Annotated in this window: 20 protein-coding genes and 1 tRNA gene; 13 read left to right on the forward strand and 8 right to left on the reverse strand. The window is 68.4% G+C overall.

All coding sequences use genetic code 11. The features are described from left to right. Positions 1-33: 33 nt before the first annotated feature. From ACIQ8J_RS00965 to ACIQ8J_RS01000, 8 genes are all read left to right on the forward strand, one after another. Positions 34-2322 (forward strand): FdhF/YdeP family oxidoreductase, encoded by a 2289-nt coding sequence (locus ACIQ8J_RS00965; RefSeq protein ID WP_403263515.1) that lies wholly within the window; start codon positions 34-36, stop codon positions 2320-2322. A 163-nt stretch (positions 2323-2485) separates the two neighbouring features. Beyond that, a complete protein-coding gene (locus ACIQ8J_RS00970; RefSeq protein WP_403263516.1) occupies positions 2486-2953 on the forward strand; it encodes a PaaI family thioesterase in 468 nt (155 codons plus the stop codon). Between the two features lie 116 nt (positions 2954-3069). After that, the gene (locus ACIQ8J_RS00975) at positions 3070-3510 is read left to right on the forward strand and encodes a hypothetical protein (RefSeq protein WP_403263518.1); all 441 of its coding nucleotides are present in this window, start codon (positions 3070-3072) and stop codon (positions 3508-3510) included. A 409-nt stretch (positions 3511-3919) separates the two neighbouring features. Then, the gene (locus ACIQ8J_RS00980; RefSeq protein WP_403265138.1) at positions 3920-5137 is read left to right on the forward strand and encodes a branched-chain amino acid ABC transporter substrate-binding protein; all 1218 of its coding nucleotides are present in this window, start codon (positions 3920-3922) and stop codon (positions 5135-5137) included. Positions 5138-5236: 99 nt separating this feature from the next. After that, positions 5237-6166, forward strand: a complete 930-nt coding sequence (locus ACIQ8J_RS00985) for a branched-chain amino acid ABC transporter permease (protein ID WP_399049635.1) — start codon at positions 5237-5239, stop codon at positions 6164-6166. A 5-nt stretch (positions 6167-6171) separates the two neighbouring features. Continuing rightward, on the forward strand, positions 6172-7965 hold the full coding sequence (locus ACIQ8J_RS00990) for a branched-chain amino acid ABC transporter permease (RefSeq protein WP_403263520.1): 1794 nt from the start codon (positions 6172-6174) through the stop codon (positions 7963-7965). A gap of 5 nt (positions 7966-7970) precedes the next feature. Continuing rightward, a complete protein-coding gene (locus ACIQ8J_RS00995) occupies positions 7971-8834 on the forward strand; it encodes an ABC transporter ATP-binding protein (protein WP_403265141.1) in 864 nt (287 codons plus the stop codon). Then, entirely contained in the window at positions 8831-9547 is a 717-nt protein-coding gene (locus tag ACIQ8J_RS01000) for an ABC transporter ATP-binding protein (RefSeq protein WP_403263521.1), read from the forward strand. Before ACIQ8J_RS00995 ends, ACIQ8J_RS01000 begins: the two co-directional genes overlap by 4 nt. A gap of 78 nt (positions 9548-9625) precedes the next feature. On the opposite strand, the gene ACIQ8J_RS01005 is transcribed toward ACIQ8J_RS01000, so the two are convergent. After that, positions 9626-10279 carry an ANTAR domain-containing response regulator gene (locus ACIQ8J_RS01005; RefSeq protein ID WP_403263523.1) on the reverse strand — a complete coding sequence of 218 codons (654 nt, stop codon included), beginning with the start codon at positions 10277-10279 and terminating at the stop codon, positions 9626-9628. Positions 10280-10378: 99 nt separating this feature from the next. Between ACIQ8J_RS01005 and ACIQ8J_RS01010 the strand changes: the two genes are divergently transcribed. From ACIQ8J_RS01010 to ACIQ8J_RS01020, 3 genes are all read left to right on the forward strand, one after another. Beyond that, positions 10379-10451 (forward strand) — tRNA-Leu (locus ACIQ8J_RS01010). 109 nt (positions 10452-10560) lie between these two features. Next, a complete protein-coding gene (locus ACIQ8J_RS01015) occupies positions 10561-11346 on the forward strand; it encodes a transcriptional regulator (RefSeq protein WP_403263524.1) in 786 nt (261 codons plus the stop codon). Positions 11347-11458: 112 nt separating this feature from the next. Next, positions 11459-13348 (forward strand): alkyl/aryl-sulfatase, encoded by a 1890-nt coding sequence (locus ACIQ8J_RS01020; protein ID WP_403263525.1) that lies wholly within the window; start codon positions 11459-11461, stop codon positions 13346-13348. Positions 13349-13426: 78 nt separating this feature from the next. On the opposite strand, the gene pyk is transcribed toward ACIQ8J_RS01020, so the two are convergent. Both pyk and ACIQ8J_RS01030 read right to left on the reverse strand, forming a co-directional pair. Next, entirely contained in the window at positions 13427-14863 is a 1437-nt protein-coding gene (gene pyk, locus ACIQ8J_RS01025) for a pyruvate kinase (RefSeq protein ID WP_403263527.1), read from the reverse strand. Between the two features lie 179 nt (positions 14864-15042). Next, the gene (locus ACIQ8J_RS01030; protein ID WP_403263529.1) at positions 15043-15738 is read right to left on the reverse strand and encodes an SIMPL domain-containing protein; all 696 of its coding nucleotides are present in this window, start codon (positions 15736-15738) and stop codon (positions 15043-15045) included. Between the two features lie 160 nt (positions 15739-15898). Here ACIQ8J_RS01030 and ACIQ8J_RS01035 point away from each other — a divergent pair, with 160 nt between their 5' ends. Then, positions 15899-17719, forward strand: a complete 1821-nt coding sequence (locus ACIQ8J_RS01035) for a bifunctional metallophosphatase/5'-nucleotidase (protein ID WP_403263531.1) — start codon at positions 15899-15901, stop codon at positions 17717-17719. A 16-nt stretch (positions 17720-17735) separates the two neighbouring features. On the opposite strand, the gene ACIQ8J_RS01040 is transcribed toward ACIQ8J_RS01035, so the two are convergent. The 5 genes from ACIQ8J_RS01040 to ACIQ8J_RS01060 all read right to left on the reverse strand — a co-directional run bounded on the left by ACIQ8J_RS01040 (position 17736) and on the right by ACIQ8J_RS01060 (position 24872). After that, positions 17736-19148, reverse strand: coding sequence for a lysine N(6)-hydroxylase/L-ornithine N(5)-oxygenase family protein (locus ACIQ8J_RS01040; RefSeq protein WP_403263533.1), 1413 nt, complete (start codon positions 19146-19148; stop codon positions 17736-17738). Beyond that, complete coding sequence (locus ACIQ8J_RS01045; RefSeq protein WP_403263535.1) at positions 19145-20572, reverse strand: pyridoxal phosphate-dependent decarboxylase family protein; 1428 nt, start codon at positions 20570-20572, stop codon at positions 19145-19147. The genes ACIQ8J_RS01040 and ACIQ8J_RS01045 overlap by 4 nt, the downstream gene beginning before the upstream one ends. 335 nt (positions 20573-20907) lie before the next feature. Beyond that, entirely contained in the window at positions 20908-23397 is a 2490-nt protein-coding gene (gene pepN / locus ACIQ8J_RS01050; RefSeq protein ID WP_403263536.1) for an aminopeptidase N, read from the reverse strand. 273 nt (positions 23398-23670) lie between these two features. Beyond that, complete coding sequence (locus ACIQ8J_RS01055) at positions 23671-23973, reverse strand: chorismate mutase (protein WP_403263538.1); 303 nt, start codon at positions 23971-23973, stop codon at positions 23671-23673. An 11-nt stretch (positions 23974-23984) separates the two neighbouring features. Further along, entirely contained in the window at positions 23985-24872 is an 888-nt protein-coding gene (locus ACIQ8J_RS01060; protein ID WP_403263540.1) for a helix-turn-helix domain-containing protein, read from the reverse strand. A gap of 126 nt (positions 24873-24998) precedes the next feature. Here ACIQ8J_RS01060 and ACIQ8J_RS01065 point away from each other — a divergent pair, with 126 nt between their 5' ends. After that, the gene (locus ACIQ8J_RS01065) at positions 24999-26762 is read left to right on the forward strand and encodes a beta-galactosidase family protein (protein ID WP_403263542.1); all 1764 of its coding nucleotides are present in this window, start codon (positions 24999-25001) and stop codon (positions 26760-26762) included. The last annotated feature ends 16 nt before the right edge of the window (positions 26763-26778 follow it).

Raw genomic sequence — 26778 nt, forward strand, 5'->3', positions numbered from 1 at the left:
ACATCTCGTGTCCGCTCGAAGGGGAGCAGCGCCATGGTCAGCAAGCCGCCCGCAGGTGATCCGGTCCAGGACGCGCCGCAGGTCGCCGCGCCGAAGCATGCCGCCGCCGGCCTCCCCGCCATCGGCCACACCCTGCTCATGGCCCAGCAGCAGATGGGCCTGCGCCGCACCGCGCAGACCCTGCTGAAGGTCAACCAGAAGGACGGCTTCGACTGTCCGGGCTGCGCCTGGCCCGAGACCGACAAGCGGCACACCGCGGAGTTCTGCGAGAACGGGGCGAAGGCCGTGGCCGAGGAGGCGACCCTGCGCCGGGTCACCCCCGACTTCTTCGCCGCCCACCCGCTCGCCGACCTCGCCACCCGCAGCGGGTACTGGCTGGGCCAGCAGGGCCGCATCACCCAGCCGATGCTCCTGGAACGAGGAGCAGGACCCGAGGGCACCGAGACGTACGAGGCCGTCACCTGGGAGCGCGCCTTCGGGATCATCGCGGAGGAGCTCAACGCTCTCGGCTCCCCCGACGAGGCCCTCTTCTACACCTCGGGCCGCACCAGCAACGAGGCCGCCTTCCTGTTGCAGTTGTTCGCCCGCGAGTTCGGCACCAACAACCTGCCGGACTGCTCCAACATGTGCCACGAATCGTCCGGTTCGGCGCTGACGGAGACGATCGGCATCGGCAAGGGCAGCGTCTCCCTGGAGGACCTCCACCAGGCCGACCTGATCGTGGTGGCCGGGCAGAACCCGGGCACCAACCACCCCAGGATGCTGTCCGCCCTGGAGAAGGCGAAGGCCGCCGGAGCGAAGATCATCTCGGTGAATCCGCTGCCGGAAGCGGGACTTGAGAAGTTCAAGAACCCGCAGACCCCGCAGGGCATGATCATGGGCGCCGCCCTCACCGACCTGTTCCTGCAGATCCGCATCGGCGGCGACCAGGCCCTCTTCCGCCTCCTCAACAAGCTGATCCTCGAAACCGAAGGCGCCGTCGACGAGCTGTTCGTGCGCGAACACACCCATGGATACGAGGAGTTCAAGGCCGCGGCGAAGGAAGCGGACTGGGACGAGACACTCGCCGCGACCGGCCTGAACCGCACCGAGATCGAGCAGGCCCTCGCCATGGTGCTCGCCTCCAAGCGCACCATCGTGTGCTGGGCGATGGGCCTGACCCAGCACAAGCACGCCGTGCCGACCATCCGCGAGGTCGTCAACTTCCTCCTGCTGCGCGGCAACATCGGCCGGACCGGCGCCGGAGTCTGCCCGGTGCGCGGACACTCCAACGTGCAGGGCGACCGCACCATGGGCATCTTCGAGCGGCCCGCGCCCGCGTTCCTCGACGCCCTGGAGAAGGAGTTCGGCTTCGCCCCGCCCCGCCACCACGGCTACGACGTCGTACGGTCCATCGAAGCGCTGCGGGACGGCAGGGCGAAGGTCTTCTTCGCCATGGGCGGCAACTTCGTGGGCGCCACCCCCGACACCGAGGTCACCGAGGCCGCGATGCGGCAGGCCTCGCTGACCGTCCACGTCTCGACCAAGCTCAACCGCTCGCACGCGGTGACCGGCCGCCGCGCCCTGATCCTGCCCACCCTGGGGCGCACCGACAAGGACGTGCAGAAGAGCGGCAAGCAGTTCGTGACCGTCGAGGACTCCATGGGCATGGTGCACGCATCGCGCGGCAACCTCGCCCCCGCGAGCCCCCACCTGCTGTCCGAGCCGGCCATCGTCGTCCGCATGGCCCGAGCCACCCTCGGCGCCAAGTCCTCCATCGACTGGGCCGCGTTCGAGAAGGACTACGCCACCATCCGCGACCGCATCGCGCGCGTCGTGCCCGGCTTCGAGGACTTCAACAAGAAGGTCGCGCACCCCGGCGGCTTCCAGCTGCCGCACGGCCCGCGCGACGAGCGCCGCTTCCCCACCGCCACCGGCAAGGCCAACTTCACCGCCGCGCCCGTCGAGTTCCCGACGCTGCCCGAGGGCCGGCTGCTGCTCCAGACCCTGCGCTCGCACGACCAGTACAACACCACCATCTACGGCCTGGACGACCGCTACCGCGGCATCAAGGGCGGCCGCCGCATCGTCATGGTCAACCCCGAGGACGCGCGCGAACTGGGCCTGGCCGACGGCTCGTACACGGATCTGGTCAGCGAGTGGAAGGACGGCGTGGAGCGCCGCGCCCCCGGCTTCCGCGTCGTCCACTACCCGACCGCGCGCGGCTGCGCCGCCGCCTACTACCCGGAGACCAACGTCCTGGTGCCGCTGGGCTCGACGGCCGACGTCAGCAACACCCCGGCCAGCAAGTCGGTGGTCGTACGTTTCGAACGCACGGAGTAGACACGGGGAGAGGACACACGGAGCAGAAACGCACGACGCGGGTGGCCGGGAAGGGCAGACGCCCGTGATCCGCAATGAGAGCTGGGTCCTAAGCGTTTGCTCAGGGCATCTGGTATGACGGTGCCCACAGCGCAGTCACCGCAGATGAACGGAGCCGGAGCCCATGGGCGAGCAGAGCAGCGTGAAGTTCCCGCAGGAAGTCATCGACGAGTACGCGGCCCTCGGTGTCGACCTGCCCGCCCTGTTCTCCGCCGGGCACCTCGGCAACCGCATGGGCGTGCAGATCATCGAGGCCTCGGCGGAGCGGGTCGTGGCCACCATGCCCGTCGAGGGAAACACCCAGCCCTACGGGCTGCTGCACGGCGGCGCCTCCGCGGTGCTCGCCGAGACCCTCGGCTCGGTCGGCTCGATGCTGCACGGCGGCCTCACCAAGATCGCGGTCGGGGTGGACCTGAACTGCACCCACCACCGCGGGGTGCGCAGCGGCCTGGTCACCGGGGTGGCCACGCCCGTGCACCGCGGGCGCTCGACGGCGACGTACGAGATCGTCATCACCGACGAGCAGGACAAGCGGGTCTGCACGGCCCGGCTGACCTGCCTGCTGCGCGACGCCGAGGGCCTCAAGGACTGAGCCCCGGACCACCCCCTGCGCCGGGCCTCCCGGATCGCCCAAGTCCGCTTTCTGGCCGGTGAGTTGACGACTCACCGGCCATTGTCATGTCACACCCGGCGTTCTAACTTCGTGTCATGGGGACCCCAACGCGGTCACGGGCACGGCTGATCCTGGCGGGCGCACTGGCCGTATCGGCCGCTCTGGCCGGCTACTCCACCACGAGCGAAGCCCCCTCGCACCCCTCCGGCTCCCCCAACTCACCCTCCGCACAAGCCACTTCACCCCAGGACCTCTGCACCCATCTGATCACCTACTGGGCGCAGCAGGAGCTGGACGAGGGGCGGGGTTCCGGCCTGGACTACCAGGAGAAGGGGCTGTCCGACGGGCAGAACGAGATCCTGCTGGCCGCACTGGCCGCCGCCCGCAAGGAGCGCGCCGCCCACGGCGCGGCCGCCGGGGACCGGCTCATCGAGCAGCAGGCGCAGCGCGGTTGCACCGAGCGCTACCGCAACGGCACCCCGACGACGGACCCTTGGGCACAGACGAAGCTCCCCAGCCCATCCGGATCACCGTAACACTCCGTAACATTCACGCCGACCGCCGATGGCGGGTACCAGCCGCCGGCCGGTGCCCTCCCGGCCACCGACCGACATCCGGACGCCCGGCGGCCTGTCAGCAGCATGATCCCCTCAAGCCCCTTAGCGGAACTGGGCGTTCTCATCATGCGAGAAATTCGGACGTACCAAAATGTACAAATTGTCCGCACTGCACCGGCAACGTTTGGCCTTGGCATAACAAGAAAGTCACATCCTGTCCCGGCCGCTCCCCACCCTCCCCGGCCGGGCTTAGAGTCACGGCCAGTCACCGCGCCGCCGGGTGCGACTGCTGCACGGCCCCTACCACCCAGTACGGCCCGGCGACGAAACGGCACCTCATCACGAGGAGGCCGCGCCAGGGAAAGGACCCACCGTGCGACACCGTTCCTTGCTCATACTCACCACAGTGCTCACCACAGGCGCACTCACACTCACCGCCTGCGGGTCGCGCGACAACAAGGGCGGCGGCGACAGCAGCGGCACGAAGCAGACGGTCGTCATCGGCGTCGACGCACCCCTCACGGGTGACCTGTCCGCCCTCGGCCTCGGCATCAAGAACTCCGCCGACCTCGCCGCGCAGACGGCCAACAAGCAGAACCTCGTGCCCGGCGTAGAGTTCAAGACCCAGCCGCTGGACGACCAGGCCCAGCCGTCCGTCGGCCAGCAGAACGCCACCAAGTTCATCGGCGACAAAACCGTCGTCGGCGTCGTCGGCCCCCTGAACTCCAGCGTCTCGCAGTCCATGCAGAAGCCGCTCAACGACGCCGGCCTCACCCAGATCTCCCCCGCCAACACGGGCACCGAACTGACCCAGGGCGACGGCTGGAAGACCGGCACCAAGAAGCGCCCGTACAAGACGTTCTTCCGCACCGCCACCACCGACCAGGTCCAGGGCGCCTTCGCCGCCAAGTACCTGTTCAACAACGCCAAGCTCGACTCGGTCTACCTCATCGACGACCAGAAGACCTACGGCGCCGGCCTCGCCGCCTCCTTCAAGGACACCTTCACCAAGCTCGGCGGCAAGATCGTCGGCTCGGACCACATCAACCCCGACGACCGCGACTTCAACGCCATCGTCGCCAAGGTCAAGAGCACCGGCGCCAAGGCCCTCTACTACGGCGGCGAATACCCCGCCGCAGGCCCCCTGTCCCAGCAGCTCAAGGACAGCGGCACCAACATCCCGCTCATGGGCGGCGACGGCATCTACAGCGCCGACTTCATCAAGCTCAACAAGAAGGCCGAAGGCGACCTCGCCACCTCCGTCGGCAAGCCCGTCGAACAGCTCGACTCCGCCAAGACCTTCATCGCGAACTACAAGGCCGCCAACTTCAAGGACGCCTACGAGGCCTACGGGGGCGGCACCTACGACGCCACCTGGGCCATCATCGAAGCCGTCAAGGACGTCGTCGCAGCCAACAACAACAAGCTCCCCAGCGGCGACCTGCGCACCAAGGTCCTCGACGCCGTCGGCAAGGTCAAGTTCGACGGAGTCACCGGCCCCGTCTCCTTCGACGAGTACGGCGACACCACCAACACCATGATGACCGCCTACAAGGTCACCAGCGGCGCCTGGAAGCCCGAGCTCAGCGAGGCCTACAAGCCGTAACCCGGCGACATCCCGCCACACGCACTCAAAGGACCGCGCGGGAGCGCCACCAGCGCTCCCGCGCGGTGCCATATCCGATCACTTCACGGAGGCCCCGCGGTGCACGAACTGCCGCAACAGCTGGCCAATGGACTCATCCTCGGCGCGATGTACGGACTGATCGCGATCGGCTACACGATGGTCTACGGCATTGTCCAGCTCATCAACTTCGCCCACGGCGAGATATTCATGGTCGGGGGCTTCGGGGCCCTCACCGTCTTCCTCGCCCTCCCGGCCGGCTTCTCACTCCTCGCCGCCATCCCACTCATGATCATCGGCGGAGTCATCGTCTCCGTCCTCGTCGCCACCGCAGCCGAACGGTTCGCCTACCGGCCCCTGCGCAACGCCCCCCGCCTCGCCCCCCTCATCACCGCCATCGGCCTCTCCCTCGCCCTCCAGCAGGCCGTATGGAAGTGGTATCCCGACGCCAAGAAGGACCGCTCCTTCCCCCAGTTCGACGGAGCCCCCTTCCACATCCTCGGCGCCAACATCCAGCGCGGCGACCTCTTCATCCTCATCGCCGCCCCCGTCTGCATGATCGCCCTCGGGTTCTACGTCACCAAAACCCGCACCGGCCGCGGCATGCAAGCCACCGCCCAAGACCCCGACACCGCCAAACTCATGGGCATCAACACCGACCGCATCATCGTCATGGCCTTCGCCATCGGCGCCGCGTTCGCAGCCATCGCAGCCGTCGGCTACGGCCTCCACAACGGCCAAGTCGGCTTCCGCATGGGCTTCATCATGGGCCTCAAAGCCTTCACCGCCGCCGTACTCGGCGGCATCGGCAACATCTACGGAGCCATGCTCGGCGGCATCGTCCTCGGCCTCGCCGAATCCCTCGCCGTCGGCTACATCGGCAACATCCCCAGCATGGAACTCTTCGGCGGCGGCGCCTGGAAGGACGTATGGGCCTTCGTCCTCCTCATCGTCGTCCTCCTCGTGCGACCCCAAGGCCTGCTCGGCGAACGCGTCGCGGACAGGGCGTGATCACCATGACCGACACCACCACCCGCACCGACAGCGCGAACCCGCTCATCCCGCTGCCGACCCCCCTCGCCCGCCACACCACCACCGCAGGCGCAGCCCTCGCCCTCATCGGCACCTTCATGGCCTGGACCTGGACCGCCAACTTCCCCGGCGACCTCACCGTCACCGGCTACCCCGGCGGCCTCCAACTCCTCACCCTCACCAGCGCCGCCCTCACCATCGTCTTCGCACTCTCCGGATACGGCATCCCCGGACTGCGCTGGCTCACCCCCGCCGCCACCAACGCCCCCCTCCGCCTCCTCGCCCTCGGCACCCTCGGCACCACCGGCTACACCCTCGGCGCCATCTCCACCGAACTCGGCGGCATCGTCAACCTCGAACCCGGCGCCTGGGTATCCGGCATCGGCGCCCTGATCGCCACCACCGGCGCCTTCGCCCTCCCCGCCGACACCCCCGCCACCGACACCACCGGCGACAACCTCTGGCAACGCATCCGCCACACCCTCACCGCCCCCACCCCCCGCCAAGCCCAACCCATCCCCGACTGGGCCGGCATCCTCATCATCGTCGCCGCCTTCGCCATCGGCCTCTACGCCTTCGCCTACGGCATCGACACCGCATACTCCGAACTCTTCATCGGCTTCCTCATCACCGCCGTGTTCGCGTTCGCCGCACTCACCCAAGCAGGCCTCCTCGCCCGCCTCTCCGCACTCACCGCACAACACCGCACCGTCACCCTCAGCGCCGCCTTCGTCGCCGCCATCTGCTTCCCCTTCACCCAAAACAGCGACGAATACTCCCTCATCGGCGCCAACATCCTCATCTTCGCCACCGTCGCCCTCGGCCTCAACGTCGTCGTCGGCCTCGCCGGCCTCCTCGACCTCGGCTACGTCGCCTTCCTCGGCGTCGGCGCCTACGCCGCAGCCCTCGTCTCCGGCGCCACCCAATCCAGCATCGGCGTCCAATTCCCGTTCTGGGCAGCCGTGTTGACCGGAGCCGGCGCATCCCTCGTCTTCGGCGTCCTCATCGGCGCCCCCACCCTGCGGCTACGCGGCGACTACCTCGCCATCGTCACCCTCGGCTTCGGCGAGATCTTCCGCATCACCATGAACAACCTCAACGGGAACAGCGGACCCAACGTCACCAACGGCTCCCGAGGCATCCCCGCCATCCCCGACATCACCATCTTCGGATACGACCTCGGCATCAGCCACGACGTCGCCGGCTTCACCCTCGGCAAACCCGGCAACTACTACCTGCTGATGCTCGTCATCACCCTCATCGTCGTCACCGTCTTCCGACGCAGCGCCGACTCCCGCATCGGCCGCGCCTGGGTCGCCATCCGCGAAGACGAAACCGCCGCCACCGCCATGGGCATCAACGGCTTCCGCGTCAAACTCATCGCCTTCGCACTCGGCGCCACCCTCGCCGGACTCGCCGGCACCGTACAAGGCCACCTCACCAGCACCGTCACCCCCGAGCAGTACCAATTCGCCGGCTCCGTACCCCCCAACTCCGCCTTCCTCCTCGCCGCCGTCATCCTCGGCGGCATGGGAACCATGAGCGGACCCCTCATCGGCGCCTCACTGCTCTACCTCATCCCGGCCAAACTCCAATTCATGCAGGACTACCAGCTCCTCCTCTTCGGAGTCGCCCTCATCGTCCTCATGCGCCTGCGCCCCGAAGGCATCGTCGCCGACCGCAGGAAGAAACTCGAATTCCACGAGACCGGCCAACTCGACATCCCGGAACAAGGCCTCACCGACACACCCGTCGGCGTCACCAAGGCGGGGGCGTGACCAGCATGACCACCACCACGACCACCACCGTCCTCCACGCCAGCGGCGTCACCATGCGCTTCGGCGGACTCACCGCCGTACGCAACGTCGACCTCACCGTCAACAGCGGCGAAATCGTCGGCCTCATCGGACCCAACGGCGCAGGCAAAACCACCTTCTTCAACTGCCTCACCGGCCTCTACGTCCCCACCGAAGGCACGGTGACCTACAAGGACACCGTCCTCCCCCCCAAACCCCACCTCGTCACCCAAGCCGGCGTCGCCCGCACCTTCCAGAACATCCGGCTCTTCCCCAACATGACCGTCCTGGAAAACGTCCTCGTCGGCCGCCACACCCGCACCAAAGAAGGCCTCTGGTCCGCCCTCCTGCGCCTCCCCGGCTTCAAAAAAGCCGAAAAGGCCTCCACCGAACGAGCCATGGAACTCCTGGAGTTCACCGGCCTCGCCCACAAAGCAGAACACCTCTCCCGCAACCTCCCCTACGGCGAACAACGCAAGCTCGAAATCGCCCGCGCTCTCGCCAGCGAACCCGGACTCCTCCTCCTCGACGAGCCCACCGCCGGCATGAACCCCCAAGAAACCCGCGCCGCCGAAGAACTCATCTTCGCCATCCGCGACCAAGGCATCGCCGTACTCGTCATCGAGCACGACATGCGGTTCATCATGAACCTCTGCGACCGCGTCTCCGTCCTCGTCCAAGGCGAAAAACTCGTCGAAGGCACCCCCGACATCGTCCAAGCCGACGAACGCGTCATCGCCGCCTACCTCGGCACCCCCTTCGAAGGCGCCCCCGGAGACGAGGAAATAGCCGAAGTCGAAGCCGCCGAAACGGCACAAAGCACCACCAGCACCGAAGGAGACACCCCGTGACCGCACTCCTCGAAGTCGAGGACCTCCGGGTCGCCTACGGCAAAATCGAAGCCGTCAAAGGCATCTCCTTCAGCGTCGAAGCAGGACAGGTCGTCACCCTCATCGGCACCAACGGCGCCGGAAAAACCACCACCCTGCGCACCCTCTCCGGCCTCCTCGAACCCCTCGCCGGCCGCATCACATTCGACGGCAAACCACTCAAAAACGTACCCGCACACAAAATCGTCGCCCTAGGAATGGCCCACTCCCCCGAAGGCCGCCACATATTCCCCCGCATGACCATCGAGGACAACCTCCGCCTCGGCGCCTACCTCCGCGACGACAAACCCGGCATCGAAAAAGACATCCAACGCGCCTACGACCTCTTCCCCATCCTCGGCGAACGCCGCAAACAAGCCGCAGGCACCCTCTCCGGCGGCGAACAACAAATGCTCGCCATGGGCCGCGCACTGATGTCCCAGCCCAAACTCCTCATGCTGGACGAACCCTCCATGGGCCTCTCCCCCATCATGATGCAGAAAATCATGGCCACCATCACCGAACTCAAAGCCCAAGGCACCACCATCCTGCTCGTCGAACAGAACGCCCAAGCCGCGCTCTCCCTCGCCGACCAGGGCCACGTCATGGAAATCGGCAAAATCGTCCTCTCCGGAACCGGCCAGGACCTCCTCCACGACGAATCCGTCCGCAAGGCCTACCTCGGCGAAGACTGACACGACGCTGCACATACGACTGTGGCCCGCACCCCGGAAACCCGGATGCGGGCCACACTCACATACGCAGGCGCGGGGCTACTCCCCCTTCGCCGCCTTCTTCTCCTCAGCGTCCTCAATAACCGCCTCGGCAACCTGCTGCATCGACATCCGCCGATCCATCGACGTCTTCTGAATCCACCGGAACGCCGCAGGCTCCGACAACCCGTACTGCGTCTGAAGAATCGACTTCGCCCGGTCGACCAACTTCCGCGTCTCCAGCCGCTGCGAGAGGTCGGCGACCTCCTTCTCCAACGCCTTCAACTCCGCGAACCGCGACACCGCCATCTCAATGGCAGGCACCACGTCACTCTTCGAGAACGGCTTCACGAGGTACGCCATCGCCCCCGCGTCCCGAGCCCGCTCCACCAGATCCCGCTGCGAGAACGCGGTCAGCATCAGGACCGGGGCGATGGACTCCTTCGCGATCAACTCGGCAGCGGAGATCCCGTCCAGCACGGGCATCTTCACATCGAGGATCACGAGGTCCGGCCGGTGCTCCCGGGCGAGCTCGACGGCCCGCTGCCCGTCACCGGCCTCGCCCACGACCGCGTAGCCCTCTTCTTCGAGCATCTCTTTGAGGTCGAGGCGGATGAGGGCCTCGTCCTCGGCGATGACGACACGGGTCGTCAGCGGCGGAACGTGCGACGCGTCGTCGTCGGCGACGGGCTGGGGCGACTCGGGGGCGGTCACGGGGGGCTCCTTGCTTAAGGCAGGTACTGCCCCATGAGCCTACCTAGCTCCTGTATCTTTGAGACACGAGGGGTTTCTAGTATCCTTCGTTTCGAAGGGGCCCCGGTAGCCCAGCGGTAGAGGCCATGGATTCAAAACCCATCCAGCGTCGGTTCGAATCCGACTCGGGGCACTTCTCCTTCGATTCCAAGGTTCAGTGACTGTTGGCGATCTTCACTCGACCCAGTGAACACTTGGTCGAATCACCGCCGTAGGGCACACATACGGCGAATCTCGCAGGCATGTACGACATCGGAAAGCGTCGCTATGCCTTGGCGCTCCTCAACCAGGGCCGCAGCCTGAACTCCGTCAGCAAGCAGACCGGGATATCCCGCACCGCGATACGCGCCTGGCAGACCCGGATCGAGCCACTGCCCCGCATGCTCGGCAACATCGCCCCCTGCCCGAGATGCCGCCCCACGCCGGGCGCACCCGAGGACACCGCCGCGTACGCGTACCTGCTCGGGCTCTACCTCGGCGACGGCTGCATCAGCGCGCATCCGCGCGGCGTCGGCCACTACCTGCGAATCGCGTGCGCCGACGCGTGGCCCGGCCTCATCGAGGCGTGCCGAAGCGCGATCAAGGCTGTACGCCCCGAAGACCAGGCGTACGTCCTGCAGAAGCAGGGGTGCGTCATGGTGACCAGCTACGGTCGGCATTGGCCGTGCTTCTTCCCCCAGCACGGGCCGGGCAAGAAGCACCAGCGAAAGATCGCGCTCGCCGAGTGGCAGCAGCAGATCGTCGACGAGCACCCTTGGGCGTTCCTCCGCGGCCTCATCCACTCCGACGGCTCCCGCATCACCAACTGGACCGAGAAGGAAATCGGCGGCAAGCGGAAGCGCTACGAGTACACCCGGTACTTCTTCACCAACGCCTCCCGCGACATCCTCGCCCTCTTCACCGACACCCTCGACAAGGTCGGCGTCGAGTGGCGGCCGGCCAACCAGAGCCGGACCGCGCAGAACATCTCAGTCGCCCGCAAGGAATCCGTCGCCCTCATGGACCAGCACATAGGCCCCAAGTACTGACCGGCACCCGGCAATGTGACCCGTCACAGCGTCTCAGCCCCCGGCCAGGGAGCTTTTCCAAATACCGCCAGAACCCTTGAAGCGCCCCGCACCGCCGCGCGATCTTCGGCGCATGACCCCCATCAATCGTCGCGGCTTCGTCGCCGCCGCCGGGGCCGCCGCTGCGGCCATCGCGCTGAATCCGCAGACCGCCGCCGCCTCCGAAACGGCCGAGGACGACTTCGTCGATGCCGAGCGGGGGTTCATCGCCGCTCTCACCCCCGGTGTCGTGAAGGACGCCAAAGGCAAGGTGGTGTGGGACAGCGATGCGTACGGCTTCCTGAAGCAGGGCGCGGCTCCCCGCACCGCGAATGCCGGCCTGTGGCGGCAGGGCCAACTGGTCTCGAAGCAGGGCCTGTTCAAGGTGACGGATCGGATCTACCAGGTCCGTGGGCTGGACCTCTCCAACATGACCATCGTTGAGGGAGACTCCGGAGTCATCGTCATCGACCCGCTCATTTCCGCCGAGACGGCGGCCGCCGCGCTGGCGCTCTACCGCGAGCACCGTGGGCCCCGGAACGTCACCGGTCTCATCTACACCCACCCCCACGTCGACCACTTCGGGGGCTGTCGGGGGGTGCTGCCCGATGGGCCGGGCAGTGTGCCCGTTCTCGCGCCCGAGGGGTTCATGGAGCATGCCGTGTCCGAGAACGTGTATGCCGGTACGGCGATGACCCGCCGGTCGGTGTACATGTACGGCGCGCAGCTTCCCAAGGGCGCGGCGGGGCAGATCGGCTGTGGGCTGGGGCAGAGCGTTTCGTACGGGACGATCGGGTTGATCCCGCCGACGCGGTATGTGTCACGGACGGGTCAGGTGGAGACCGTCGACGGGGTGCAGATCGAGTTCCAGATGACGCCCGGCACCGAGGCACCCGCCGAGATGAACTTCCTCTTCCCGGAGCTGCGGGCGGTGTGCATGGCGGAGAACGCGACGCACACGATGCACAACATCATCACGTTGCGGGGTGCGCAGGTGCGTGATGCGCGGCAGTGGGCGCGCTATCTGGGTGAGTCCATCGATCTGTTCGAGGGGCGGGTCGATGTCGCCTTCGCTTCGCATCACTGGCCGACGTGGGGTGGTGCGGCGATCGTTTCGCTGCTGGGGGTGCAGCGGGATCTGTATGCGTACATGCATGACCAGACCTTGCGGATGATCAATCGAGGGCTGACGGGCCGCGAGATCGCGGAGGAGATCGAGTTGCCGCCGGCGCTGTCTCGGGTGTGGGCGAATCGAGGTTATTACGGTTCGCTGAGTCATAACGTCAAGGGGATCTATCAGCGGTACATGGGTTGGTTTGATGGGAACCCGGCGCACCTCTGGGAGCACACTCCTGTCGATGAGGCGAAGCGGTATGTGCGGGCCATGGGTGGGCAGCGGGCCACTGTTGTCAAGGCTGAGCGGTTCGCGGCGGAGGGGGATCTGCGGTTTGCCGTGACGCTGCTCAATCACTGTGTGTTCGCCGATCCGGAGGATCGGGACGCCAAGTCTCAACTCGCGGCCATCTACGACCGGTTGGGGTACGCCAGCGAGAATGCGGTGTGGCGGAACTTCTATCTCACCGGGGCGCAGGAGTTGCGTCATGGGGTGAGGGTTCCGGATGCGTCCACGACGGGTGCGGACATGCTGATGGCGTTGTCCGTCGATCAGCTCATTGATTCCGTTGCCATACGTGTCAATGGGCCTCGCGCGTGGAATGTGGCGCTGACCATGGACTGGGTGTTGCCGTCGCTCGGTCGGGTGTGGCATCTGCGGTTGCGGAATGGGGTGTTGACGTATCGGAGTTCTTCGAAGCCGGACGAGGGTGCCGGGGTTGCGTTGACGATGACCAAGCCGCAGTTGCTCGGGCTGCTGGGCGGTAAGGGGCTCGGTGGGATCGGGGTTCAGGGTGATGCTTCGTTGTTGACGGTGTTGCTGGGTGTGCTGGACAAGCCGGATCCGTCGTTCGCGATTGTCACGCCGTAGGGGTGTGGCGTTGTGCGGGAGTGGGGATGCGGCCGCTCCAGTTACGCGGGGCCGCTCCCAACTCCCGTACGGGTGAGGCTACTTCGGGCTGTCGTCCTCGCCGATGTGGTGGACTCGGACGAGGTTGGTGGAGCCGGGGACTCCGGGTGGGGAGCCGGCGGTGATGACGACGACGTCGCCCTTTTGGCAGCGGCCGACTTTGAGGAGCATGTCGTCCACTTGGGCGACCATTTCGTCGGTGGATTCGACGTGGGGGCCGAGGAAGGTTTCGACGCCCCAGGTGAGGTTGAGCTGGGAGCGGGTGGCGGGGACGGGGGTGAAGGCGAGGAGGGGGATCGGGGAGCGGTACCTCGACAGTCGTTTGACGGTGTCGCCGGACTGGGTGAAGGCGACGAGGAATTTCGCTCCGAGGAAGTCGCCCATTTCTGCTGCTGCGCGGGCGACGGCGCCGCCTTGGGTGCGGGGTTTGTTGCGTTCGGTGAGGGGTGGGAGTCCCTTCGCCAGTACGTCTTCTTCTGCCGCTTCCACGATGCGGCCCATCGTTTTGACGGTTTCGATGGGGTATTTGCCCACGCTGGTCTCGCCCGACAGCATGACCGCGTCCGTGCCGTCGATGACGGCGTTGGCGACGTCGCTTGCTTCGGCCCTGGTGGGGCGGGAGTTGTCGATCATCGAGTCGAGCATCTGGGTGGCGACGATGACGGGCTTCGCGTTCCGCTTGGCCAGCTTGATGGCGCGTTTTTGGACGATGGGGACTTGTTCGAGGGGCATTTCGACGCCGAGGTCTCCGCGGGCGACCATGATGCCGTCGAAGGCGGCGACGATGTCGTCGATGTTGTCGACGGCTTGTGGTTTCTCGATTTTGGCGATGACGGGGAGCCGGCGGCCTTCTTCGTCCATGATGCGGTGGACGTCTTCGATGTCGCGTCCGCTGCGGACGAAGGAGAGGGCGATGATGTCGGCTCCGGTGCGCAGTGCCCAGCGGAGGTCGTCCTGGTCCTTGTCGGAGAGGGCGGGGACGGAGACGGCGACGCCGGGGAGGTTGAGGCCTTTGTGGTCGGAGACCATGCCTCCTTCGACGACGCGGGTGTGGACGCGGGGGCCGTCGACGGCGGTGACTTGGAGGGCGACCTTTCCGTCGTCCACGAGGATGCGTTCGCCGGTGGTGACGTCGGTGGCGAGGCCGGGGTAGGTGGTGCCGCAGAGGTGGCGGTCGCCTTGGGTGCCGTCTTCGACGGTGATGGTGAACTCGTCGCCGCGTTCAAGGAGTACGGGGCCTTCGCGGAAGCGTCCGAGGCGGATCTTCGGGCCTTGAAGGTCGGCGAGGATGCCGATGCTGCGGCCGGTTTCGTCGGAGGCTTTGCGGACGCGTTGGTAGCGCTCCTCGTGCTCGGCGTAGGTGCCGTGGCTGAGGTTGAAGCGGGCTACGTCCATTCCGGCTTGGACCAGTGCCTTGATCTGGTCGTATGTGTCGGTGGCTGGCCCTAGGGTGCAGACGATTTTGGCTCGGCGCATGGTTCGAGCCTAGGGCTTACCGGTGGGTAGAGAATTGGTCGCGCGTTACTACTCAACAACCTTTGCGTGAAAGGTTATTGACAAGTGTTGAATTGTGCGCGGGGGCGCTCCGATGAGCATTTCGGAGCGCCCAGCGCGCGGCTTCACTCCGACCTTCACTACGGCCTCCGCTACGGGGCCTACAGCGCGGGCGGGGTCATGATGAAGCGGGCGTTGATGCGGGCGTGGACGGATTGGCGTTGGGGTTCGAGGTCGAGGGCGGGGGCGGGTTCGGGGGCTGCGCCGGCTACGGCTCGGTAGGCCATGCCTCCTGGGGCGGGTCGGCCGTAGAGGGGGGTGGTGTTCTCGGCGCCGGGGTCGGAGAGTTCGACGAGGGCGGCGAGGGTGGCGCCGAGGGCGTCGGCGTATTCGCGGGCGCGTGCGACGGCTTCGTGGACGGCTCGGCGGCGTACTTCGGTGTGGGCGGGCGAGTCGGGGCGCAGGGACCACCAGGGGCCGTCGACGCGGGTGAGTTCGAGGTCGGCGAGGCGGGTGGTGAGTTCGCCGAGTGCGGTGAAGTCGGTGAGTTCGGCGGTGATGTGGGCGCTGCCGTGGTAGGTCTTCACGCGTTCGCCGCGGCCGTGTTGGGTGAGCTGGGGGCTGAGGGAGAAGGCGCTGGTTTCGATTTTCTCGACGGCGTCGCCGTAGGTTTTGACGAGGTCGATGACGTGGGTGTTGCGGCGGGTGAGGTCGTCGAGGGCGGTGCGGCGGTCGGTGCCGCGGGCGGTGACGGCGATGGTGATGCGGGCGATTTCGGGGTCGACTTCGAGGTGGGCTTCGCCGTGGACGGCGAGGCGGGGGGCGTCGGGGGTTCCGTAGGGCTGGGTGGTGGTCATGCGTCCACTGTGGCACCCGGTTCTGTCAGGGTCCGGTCATCAGATCGAAACCTGCCGGGGGTGTTGCGGGTGGTCGGTTCTGCGTCAGAATCCGGGGGTCTACGCGCGTCGCAGTATCTGCGCAACTTCTACGCGCGTCACACGACTTCAGGGAGAGACCATGCCGCTGAACCGCAGGACGTTCCTGGGCCGTACGGCCGCCGCCGGGGCCGGTGTCGCCGTCGCCACGGGCACCGCGCTGCCCGCCGAGGCCAGGGACCAGGACCGTGACCTGGACCACGGGCACGGGCGTGGGCCGAAGCGGTACGCGTTCACCGTGATGGGCACCACGGATCTGCACGGTCACGTCTTCAACTGGGACTACTTCACGGACAAGGAGTACGACGACGCCGCGCACAACGACGTCGGTCTGGCGAAGATCTCGACGCTGGTGGAGCAGGTCCGCAAGGAGAAGGGCCACCGCAACACGCTGTTGATCGACGCGGGTGACATCATCCAGGGCACCCAGCTGTCGTACTACTACGCGCGGGTGGAGCCGATCACCGGTTCGGGCGGCAAGCGGGGTCCCAAGCATCCGATGGCGCTGGCCATGAACCACATGCGGTACGACGCGGCGGCGCTGGGCAACCACGAGTTCAACTACGGCATACCGACGCTGCGGGCGTTCCAGGAGCAGTTGGACTTCCCGCTGCTCGGTGCGAACGCGCTGCACGCCAAGACGCTGAAGCCGGCGTTTCCGCCGTACGCGGTGCGCCGTCTGAGGGTGCCGCACGGCCCGGATGTGAAGGTCGGGATCCTGGGGCTGACGAATCCGGGGATCGCGATCTGGGACAAGGCCAATGTGCAGGGGCAGATGACGTTCCCGGGTCTGGTGGAGCAGGCGAAGATCTATGTGCCGAAGCTGCGGGCGCTGGGTTGTGACGTGGTGATCTGTACGGATCATTCGGGTCTGGACGGCAGTACGTCCTACGGTGACGCGCTGCCGTATCCGGAGAACGCGTCGTCGCTGGTGGCGCAGCAGGTGCCGGGTATCGACGCGATCCTGGTGGGACACACGCACAAGGAGGTGGCGTCGCGGACGGTGGTGAACGAGGAGACCGGGAAGTCCGTGGTGCTGTCGGAGCCGTACATGTGGGGCATGCGGCTGAGCGTCTTCGATTTCGCGCTGGAGTTCTCGAAGGGGCGCTGGCACGTGACGTCGGTGACGGCGGATGTGCGCAACGCGAACGCGGTGGCCGAGGACCCGGTGGTGGCGAAGCTGGTGAAGGCGGAGCACGACAAGGTCGTGGCGTACGTCAACCAGGTGGTGGGCACCAATGGCGCGGAGATGCGGTCGACCGAGGCTCCGTACAAGGATGTGCCGATCATCGATCTGATCAATCACATTCAGGCGGAGACGGTGAAGACGGCGCTGGCGTCGACGCAGTACGCGTCGCTGCCGGTGCTGTCGCAGGCGGCGTGTTTCTCGCGGTCGGCGGTGATTCCGGCGGGCAAGGTGACGATCAAGGACGTCGCGGGCCTGTATGTGTACGAGAACACGCTGGAGGCACGACTTCTGACGGGTGCTCAGGTGCGGGCGTATCTGGAGTTCTCGGCGAACTACTACGTGCAGACGACGGGCAAGGTCGATCCTGCGGCGATCACCAACGCGAACAACACGCCGGACTACAACTACGACGTGGTGAGCGGCGTTTCGTACGAGGTCGACATCGCGAAGCCGGCCGGTTCGCGGGTGGGCAAGCTGATGTTCCAGGGCAAGCCGCTGGACGACAAGGCGCAGTTCGTGCTGGCGGTGAACAACTACCGGGCCAATGGGGGCGGCAACTTCCCGGGGGTCGCCGCCGCCAAGCAGCTGTGGGCGAGCTCCGACGAGATCCGTAACACGATGATCGCGTGGGTGAAGGCGAAGGGTGTCATCGATCAGGCGGAGTTCGCTTCGGTGGACTGGAGGCTGACGCAGAACGGCGTGCCCGTGTTCTGAGCAGCTCGCTGAATCTTCACCGCTGTTCGACGAGCGGGACCAGGCCCGCCGGCCGCTGTGCCGGGCGGGTCTGGTCTTTTTTGTCGAGGCCGAAGGTGGTGAAGGCGGTGCGGGCCGGCAGCGGGTAGGGCTCCTTGCCGGTGACGGAGTTGAGGATGGCGGCGCTGCGCCAGGCGGCGAGGCCGAGGTCGGGGGCGCCGACGCCGTGGGTGTGCTTCTCGGCGTTCTGGACGTAGATGTTTCCGGTGACGCAGGGGTCGAGGACGAGCTTGAACTCCTCGTCCACGCACGGGCGTTCGCAGGCGTCGTAGCGCAGGTACGGGTCGAGTCCGGCGAGGATCCGGCCGAGGGGGCGTTCGCGGTAGCCGGTGGCGAGGACGACGGCGTCGGTGGTGAGGCGGGAGCGGGTGCCCTGCTGGACGTGTTCGAGGTGGAGTTCCACTTTGGTGGTGGCGACGCGTCCGGCGGTGCGCACGGTGACGCCGGGGGTGAGGGTGGCGTCGGGCCAGCCGCCGTGCTGGGTGCGGCGGTAGAGCTCGTCGTGGATGGCGGCGAGGGTGTCGGTGTCGATGCCTTTGTGGAGCTGCCATTGGCGGGGCAGGAGCTGGTCGCGTACGGGTTCGGGCAGGGCGTGGAAGTAGCGGGTGTAGTCGGGGGTGAAGTGTTCGAGGCCGAGCTTGGAGTACTCCATGGGTGCGAACGCTTCGGTGCGGGTCAGCCAGGTGAGTTTCTCGGCGCCGGCGGGCCGGTTCCTGAGGAGGTCGAGGAAGACTTCGGCGCCCGACTGGCCGGAGCCGATGACGGTGATGTGTTCGGCGGCCAGGAGCCGTTCGCGGTGGCCGAGGTAGTCGGCGGAGTGGATGACGGGGACGGCCGGGGCGTCGGCGAGTGGTTTGAGGGGGTCGGGTACGTACGGTTCGGTGCCGACGCCGACGACGAGGTGGCGGGCGTAGGTGCGGCCGAGCGCTTCTGCTTCGCCGTGGAGGTCGAGCTGGGTGAAGTCGACTTCGAACAGGGCGCGTTCGGGGTTCCAGCGGACGGCGTCGACCTGGTGGGAGAAGTGCAGGCCGGTGAGGTTTTCGCTGACCCAGCGGCAGTAGGCGTCGTATTCGGTGCGCTGGATGTGGAACTTTTCGGCGAAGTAGAACGGGAAGAGCCGTTCGCGGTGCTTGAGGTAGTTGAGGAAGGTCCAGGGGCTGGCGGGGTCGGCGAGGGTGACCAGGTCGGCGAGGAAGGGGACTTGGAGGGTGGTGCCTTCGATGAGCAGGCCGGGGTGCCAGCGGAAGGCGCGGCGCTGTTCGTAGAAGGCGGTGTCGAGTCCGCCGGGTACGCCGTGGGCGAGGGCGGCCAGCGACAGGTTGAAGGGGCCGATGCCGATGCCGACGAGGTGGTGGGGCTGTTCTTCGGCGGTGGGGGGCTGGGGCGTCATCGGGGGCTGCCTTCCGGGTGGATGGGGGGTGCGGTGGTGCTGAGTGCCGCGTCGAGGAGGGTGTGCAGGTCGTGGGTGGTGAGGTGGGGGTTGAGCAGGGTGGCTTTGAGCCAGAGCTGGCCGTCGGCGCGGGCCCGGCCGAGTACGGCGGTGCCGTCGGTGAGCAGGGTGCGCCGGATGCGGGCGACGGTGTCGTCGTCGGCGCCGTACGGCCGGAACAGGACGGTGGAGATGACGGGGGTTTGATGGAGCTCCAACTGCGGGTGCCGCTCGATGAGTTGGGCGAGCTCGTACGCGGCTGAGCAGACGCGGTCGACCAGTGCCGCCAGGCCGTCGCGGCCGAGCGCGCGCAGGGTGACGGCGATTTTGAGGATGTCGGGGCGGCGGGTGGTGCGCAGGGAGCGGCCGAGGAGGTCGGGCAGGCCGGCGTCGGTGTCGTCGTCGGCGTTGAGGTAGTCGGCGGTGTGCGCGAGGGGGGTGAGAAGGGCCGGGTCGGGGACGACGAGGAGGCCGGCCGCTACCGGCTGCCAGCCGAGTTTGTGCAGGTCGAGGGTGACGGAGTGGGCGCGCTCCAGACCGGCCAGCCGGTGTCGGTGCCGGTCGCTGAAGAGCAGGGGCCCGCCATGGGCGGCGTCCACATGGAGTTCGGCGCCATGTGCGGCGCACACATCGGCGATGGCGGGCAGTGGGTCGATGGCGCCGGTGTCGGTGGTGCCGGCGGTGGCGACGACGAGGGTGGGGCATCCCCTGTCCGAGGGAAGCCCGGAGCCGGGGGAAGGGTGGTGGAGGCCGGCGAGGGCGGTGTCGAGTGCGGCGAGGTCGACGGTGCCGGTGGGGGCGGGTACGACGACGGGTTCGGGCAGGCCGAGCAGCCAGGCGGCCCGGTGGACGGAGTGGTGGGTGTGGGCGCCGCACACGACGTGGACGGGGCCGTGTCGTTCTCTGGCGAGGAGGAGGGCGAGCTGGTTGGACTCGGTGCCGCCGGTGGTGACCAGGGCGTCGCCGTCCGGCCAGATCTCGGCGGCGAGGGTGCGGGTGACGAGGGCTTCCAGCGCGGAGGCGGCCGGGGCCTGGTCCCAGGAGTCCATGGACGGGTTGAGGGCGGACGCGGCGAGGTCGGCAGCGGCCGCGAGGGCGAGGGGCGGGGTGTGGAGGTGGGCGGCGCAGTGCGGTTCGGCGGGGTCGGCGGCGCCCTCGGCGAGGGTGCGGACGAGGGTGGCGAGGGCTTCTTCGGCGCCGGTGCCGTGCGGGGGGAACACATCGTGGGCCGCGTCGCGTACGCGCTGGGCGACGGCTTCGGCCCCGCCGACGGGGAGCGGGCCGCCCCTGGCCCGCGCGCCCTGGTGCAGGGCGTCGAGTACGACGTCGAGGAGGGGGCGCAGGGCGGTGGGGCCTGCGGTGCCTCCGGCTAGGGGCGGGTACATGGGGATCCTTCGGGTGTGCGCGTCTCGGCTACACCAGCGTGCGCCGGGGTCCGCTGGTGTAGCCGTCGTGCGCAACGATCTCTACCCGAAAGTGGTACTGCCTTGTGTTTGGGGGGAGTTGAGGTGGCTGGGGGGTGCTATGGCCCCTGTGGGAGGGGCTGGGTGTGTGGCTAGGGGGTGTCCGGTGGGTCAGGGTCGGACAGGGCGCGGCGGCTGGTGCGGTGCATCGCAAGGCGCCGGAGCGTCTTGATAGCGGAGCTATCGGGGCGTTTCGGCAACGCGGCGAGGTGCCGTGCCAGGCGTCGCGACCCCGGCCATGATCCGCCGGACACCCCCTAGCCCCGTACCTTCAGTGCCCTTCGCAGGTCGTCCACCTGGTCGGCCAGTTTGCGGCGCAGGGCCGGGAGGAGGTCGTCCGTGGCCAGGCAGGATTCGCCCAGGGCCAGTGTCTGCTCGTCCACCGCGAACAGCGGGAACCCGTGGCGGCCCGCTGCCTCGGCGATCGCGGGGCCCCGGCGGGTGGCCAGGGGGACGACGTCCTGGTAGTAGCGGGCGACGTACGGCTGGAGCAGTTCGGCCTGTTCGGGCTGCCAGAAGCCCTGGGCGGTGGCGTTGAACAGGTAGTTGGAGAGGGCGTCGCCGGTGAACATCGCGGACCAGGCGGCTTCCTTCGCGGTGGCGGTGGGCAGCGCGGCCCGGCAGCGGGCGGCGCCTTCCTCGCCGGTGGCGCTGGGGTCGTCGGTGAGGGCGGCGGCGATTTCCCGCTCGTCGCTGGCGCCGAGGACGGCGAGGCGGGTGAGGATGCGCCAGCGCAGTTCGGGGTCGAGTTCGGGGCCGCCGGGCACGCTGCCGTCGGTGAGCCAGGAGCGGAGGGTGTCGGGCTGGGCGGCCGCCGAGATGAAGTGGCGTACGGCGGTGAGGCGCAGGCCGGGGTGGGAGCCGTCCTCGGTGCGGCGGATCAGGTCGCGGGTGAGGTCGGTGAGCAGGGCGAGGGCGGCGGGGCGTTCGCCGGCGGGCAGGTAGCGGTCGGCGATCTGGGTGCCGGCGAAGAGGAGCACGCCCTGGACGACGGCGAGGTCGTTCTCGCGCGGGAGGTGGGTGCGGGCGGCCTCCAGGTAGGCGGCGGGGGCGAGTTGGCCGTCGCGGACCATGTCGCGGGCGGCGTTCCAGATGACGGCGCGGGTCAGGGGGTCGGGCAGCCCGGACAGGGAACGCAGCGCCGTGTCCCAGGAGTCGGCGTCGAGGCGGACCTTGGTGTAGGTGAGGTCGCCGTCGTTGAGCAGGAGCAGGGCGGGGCGGGTGCCGGGGCGGTGTTCGGCGGATTCGCCCTGGGGTACGTCGAGTTCGAGGCGTTCGCGCAGGACCAGGCGGCTGTCGTCGGCGGGGTCGGTGTCGTAGGCGCCGGCGGTGATGCGGTGGGGGCGGCTGCCCTGCTGGTCGACGGTGAGGTGCCAGGAGCCTTCGGCTTCGCCGATGGAGGGTGTGAGGGTGTCGACGCCGGTGGTGCCGAGCCAGGCCGCCGCCCAGGCGTGGACGTCGCGGTCGGTGGCGGAGGCGAGGCTGTCGATGAAGTCGGCGAGGGTGGCGTTGGCGAACTTGTGGCGGGCGAAGTGGGTGTTGATGCCGGCGAGGAAGTCCTTCTCGCCGAGCCAGGCCACGAGTTGGCGCAGGGCGGAGGCGCCCTTGGCGTAGGAGATGCCGTCGAAGTTGAGCATCGCGGAGGCGGTGTCGGGGACGGCGTCGGGGGCGGGGGCGACGGGGTGGGTGGAGGGCCGCTGGTCGGCGTCGTAGCCCCAGGACTTGCGGGTGATGGCGAAGTCGACCCAGGTGTCGGTGAAGCGGGTGGCTTCGGTGAGGGTCTGGTAGCCCATGTACTCGGCGAAGGACTCGTTCAGCCAGATGTCGTCCCACCAGCGCAGGGTGACGAGGTCGCCGAACCACATGTGGGCCATTTCGTGGGCGACGACCATGGCGCGGGTCTGGCGTTCGGTGTCGGTGACGGCGGAGCGGTAGATGAATTCGTCGCGGAAGATGACGAGTCCGGGGTTCTCCATGGCGCCCGCGTTGAATTCGGGGACGAAGGCCTGGTCGTAGGAGTCGAAGGGGTAGGGCTCTTCGAACTTCTCGTGGTAGCGGTCGTAGCACTGCCGGGTGATCTCGAAGAGTTCGTCGGCGTCGGCGTCCAGGTGGGGAGCGAGCGAGCGCCGGCAGTGCAGGCCGAAGGGCAGTCCGGCGTGTTCGGTGGTGACCGAGTGCCAGGGGCCCGCGGCGACGGCGACGAAGTAGGTGGCGAGCAGGGGGGTGCGGGCGGCCTTCCAGCGGCCGTCGCCCTGCTGCTCGGTGATGCTGTTGGCCAGGACGCTCCAGCCGTCGGGGGCGGTGACGGTGAGGTCGAAGACGGCCTTCAGGTCGGGCTGGTCGAAGGCGGCGAAGACCCGCTGGACGTCTTCCATGAAGAGCTGGGTGTAGACGTAGGTCTCGCCGTCGGCGGGGTCGGTGAAGCGGTGGAGGCCTTCGCCGGTGTGCGAGTAGCGCATGGCGCAGTCGATGCGCAGCTCGTGGGGGCCCGCGGTGAGTGCGGTCAGCGGGATCCGGTTCTCGACGAGGGTCTCGGGGTCGAGGTGGTGTCCGTCGAGGGTGACCGTGCGCAGGGTGGCCGGCTTGAGCTCGACGAAGGTGTCCCCGGCGGTGCGTGCGGTGAAGTGGATGACGGTGTGGGAGTCGAAGGTGTCCTCGCCGGTGGTGAGGTCGAGGTCGACTTCGTACCGCTGGATGTCGAGGAGTCGGGCTCGGGTCTGCGCTTCGTCGCGCGTCAGTACGGACATGGGGCCATGCTGCCTGACGTGGCGGGTTCCGCACAGTGGAATGTGGTGTGGGGCGGGGGGCAGGGGGCGCGAAGAGGGCTTCGGCGGTGGGCTGTTGGGGACGTTCGAGACCGGGGCGGTCCAGGTGTCCGGCCATGGCGTCGCCGGCCGGCCCGGGGTGCTGCGCCACCGGTTCTGTCGTCACGGGCCGGTCACGGCACCGGGGGCGGTGCGGTGGTGCGGACTCCGTGCGACAGGTCCGGCATCAGGCATGGGGCGTGGTCGGTGGTGCCGTCAGGCGGATTTGGCGATCGTCTCGTGGTGTCTGATGACCTCGGCGATGATGAAATTGAGCAGCTTCTCGGCGAAAGCCGGGTCGAGTTTGGCGTTCTCGGCCAGGCGCCGCAGCCGGGCGATCTGCTCGGCTTCGCGCGAGGAGTCGGCCGGGGGGAGTTTGTGTGCGGCCTTGAGGTGGCCGACCTGCTGGGTGCATTTGAAGCGTTCGGCCAGCATGTGCACGACGGCCGCGTCGATGTTGTCGATGCTGTCGCGGAGCCTGGTCAGCTCCGCCTGCACGGAGGGGTCGATCGTGGTCATGGTCGTCGAGCTTACGTGGCGTGGCCCGCGATGGTCGGTGGATGTTCAGGATGCGGGATCCGGTTGCTCCAGCCTCCGGGTACGGCGCGGCCCTGCTGCTCGCGGAAGCGTACGGGTGCCAGGCCCACGCGGCGGGTGAACAGGCGGGAGAAGTAGGCGGGGTCGTCGTAGCCGACGCGGCGGGCGATGGCGGCGACGGGCAGTTCGGTGGCGGCGAGGAGTTCCTTGGCGCGGCCGAGCCGGATGCCGAGGAGGTAGTCCTTGGGGCTGCATCCGGCGCCCCTGCGTACCGCGGTGCGCAGTTCGGCGGGGGTCATGCCGTGCCGGGCGGCGTGTTCGGCGACCGACAGGGGCTGGAAGGCGTCGCGGGCCAGGGCCTGGAGCACCGGGTCGCCGTCGGGGGCGACGTCGGCGCGGGCCCGGCGCAGCGCGACGAGCAGTTCGTGGACGGCGGCCGCGGTCTCGACCTCCAGGAGCGGGTTGCCGCGGCGGGCGGCTCTGGCTATGCGGCCGACGGCGGCGCGGGCGCCGACGGTGTCGCCGAGGGGGACGACGGGGCGGTCGGGTTCGATGTAGCCGAGTTCGGTGTAGGTGGTGGTGGCGGGGCCGGTGAAGTCGACGAAGGATTCGTCCCAGCCGGTGGCCGGGTCGGGCCCGTAGTGGTGGGGTACGCCGGGGGTGAGCCAGATCAGGGCGGGTGCGGTGACGGTGATCCGGCGGCCGTCGGCGCCGCGGAACCAGCCGCTGCCCGCGCCGATGACGACGGCGACGTGGTGGTCGAGGGTGCGGGGGCCGACGGTGGGCAGGGTGCCGTGCTGGAGTCCCACGCCGAGGCAGACCAGGCCGAGCCGGTGGTGGGCCGGACTCGGGGTGAAATACCGCATCCAGGTGTGATACATGGCGGTTCGCCCTCTCCGGTGTCCCCCTTGTGTCCAATCAGCGCCGATCTTTGTCCATGGACCGGCGGCACGCCAGGGGCCAGAGTGGCCGGGCGTTGTGATCGAGAGAGATGGGCGGGCTGGCCGGTGGCCGACTTCACCGTGGGGGACGAGGACTTTCTGCTCGACGGGCGGCCGGTGCGGCTGCTTTCGGGCGCGCTGCACTACTTCCGGGTGCACGAGGCGCAGTGGGGGCACCGGCTGGCGATGCTGCGGGCGATGGGCCTGAACTGCGTGGAGACGTATGTGCCGTGGAACGTGCACGAGCCGTTCCTCGGCCGGTACGAGGATGTGGGGGCGCTCGGCCGGTTCCTGGACGCGGCGCACGAGGCGGGCCTGTGGGCGATCGTGCGGCCGGGGCCCTACATCTGTGCCGAGTGGGAGAACGGCGGGCTTCCGCACTGGCTGACCGGGCGGCTGGGGCGGCGGGTGCGGACGGACGACGTGGAGTACCTGGTGCATGTGGACCGCTGGTTCCGCACCCTGCTCCCCCAGGTCGCCGAGCGGCAGAGCGACCGGGGCGGGCCGGTCCTGATGGTGCAGGTGGAGAACGAGTACGGCAGTTACGGCAGTGACCGGGGCTATCTGCGCCATCTCGCCGATCTGCTGCACGAGTGCGGGATCACGGTGCCGCTGTTCACCTCGGACGGCCCCGAGGACCACATGCTGACGGGGGGCTCACTGCCCGGTGTGCTCGCCACGGCGAACTTCGGCAGCGGGGCCCGCGCGGCCTTCGAGGTGCTGCGCCGCCATCAGCCGTCGGGGCCGCTGATGTGCATGGAGTTCTGGTGCGGCTGGTTCGACCACTGGGGTGCGGACCATGTCGTACGCGGTGCGCGGGACGCGGCGGCGACGCTGCGGGAGATCCTGGAGTGCGGGGCGTCGGTCAACATCTACATGGCGCACGGCGGAACCAACTTCGCGGGCTGGTCGGGCGCCAACCGGGCCGGTGAGCTGCACGTGGGCGCGCTCGAACCGACGGCAACGTCGTACGACTACGACGCGCCCGTCGACGAGGCGGGCCGGCCCACGGAGAAGTTCTGGCGCTTCCGCGAGGTGCTCGCGGAGTATCAGGAGGGCCCGCTGCCCGAACTCCCGCCGGAGCAGGTGCAGTTGGCGGGTTCCTTCCCGGCACGGCTGGACGGCTGGGCACCGCTGCGCGACGTCCTGGATGTCCTGGGCGGCGAGGAGATCGAGTCGCCGGTCCCGCCGACGTTCGAGGAGCTGGACGTCGACCGGGGCCTGGTCCACTACCGCCTGGACGTTCCAGGGCCCCGGCAGCCGTATCCGCTGAGTGTGCTCGGTCTGCGTGATCTGGCGACGGTGTACGTCGACGGGGAGCGGGCCGGGGTGCTGGACGGGGAGGACGCGACGCTGCCGGATCCGGTGGCGGGGGGTGCGGTGGTCGAGCTGTGGGTGGAGTCGCTCGGGCGGGTCAACTACGGGCCGCGCAGCGGGGAGTCGAAGGGGATCACGGGCGGGGTGCTGCATGAGCGGCAGTTCCTGCACGGGGTGCGGGCTCGGGGGGTGCGGCTGGATGCGTTCGGGGTGGGGGCGGTGGCGAAGGTCCCCTTCCGAGAGCCGTCGGGGGCGGGGGCGGCCGGGCTGTACCGGGGGTGGGTCGAGCTGCCGGCCGGCGCGGCCGAGTCTTCCTGGGCGGAGCTTCAACTGCCCGGATGGGGGCGGGGGTTCGTGTGGGTGAACGGGTTCTGTCTGGGGCGGTACTGGTGGGTGGGGCCGCAGCGGGGTCTGCACGTGCCGGGGCCGGTGTTGCGGGCGGGCGTGAATGAGGTGTGGGTTCTTGAGCTGGAGGGGGCGGGGGAGGTGGACGGGGTGGTGCTGAGAAGCTGATTTCTCCCCCTTCCCG

It is taken from the genome of Streptomyces sp. NPDC094147, from assembly GCF_044764265.1.
Lineage (GTDB): Bacteria > Actinomycetota > Actinomycetes > Streptomycetales > Streptomycetaceae > Streptomyces.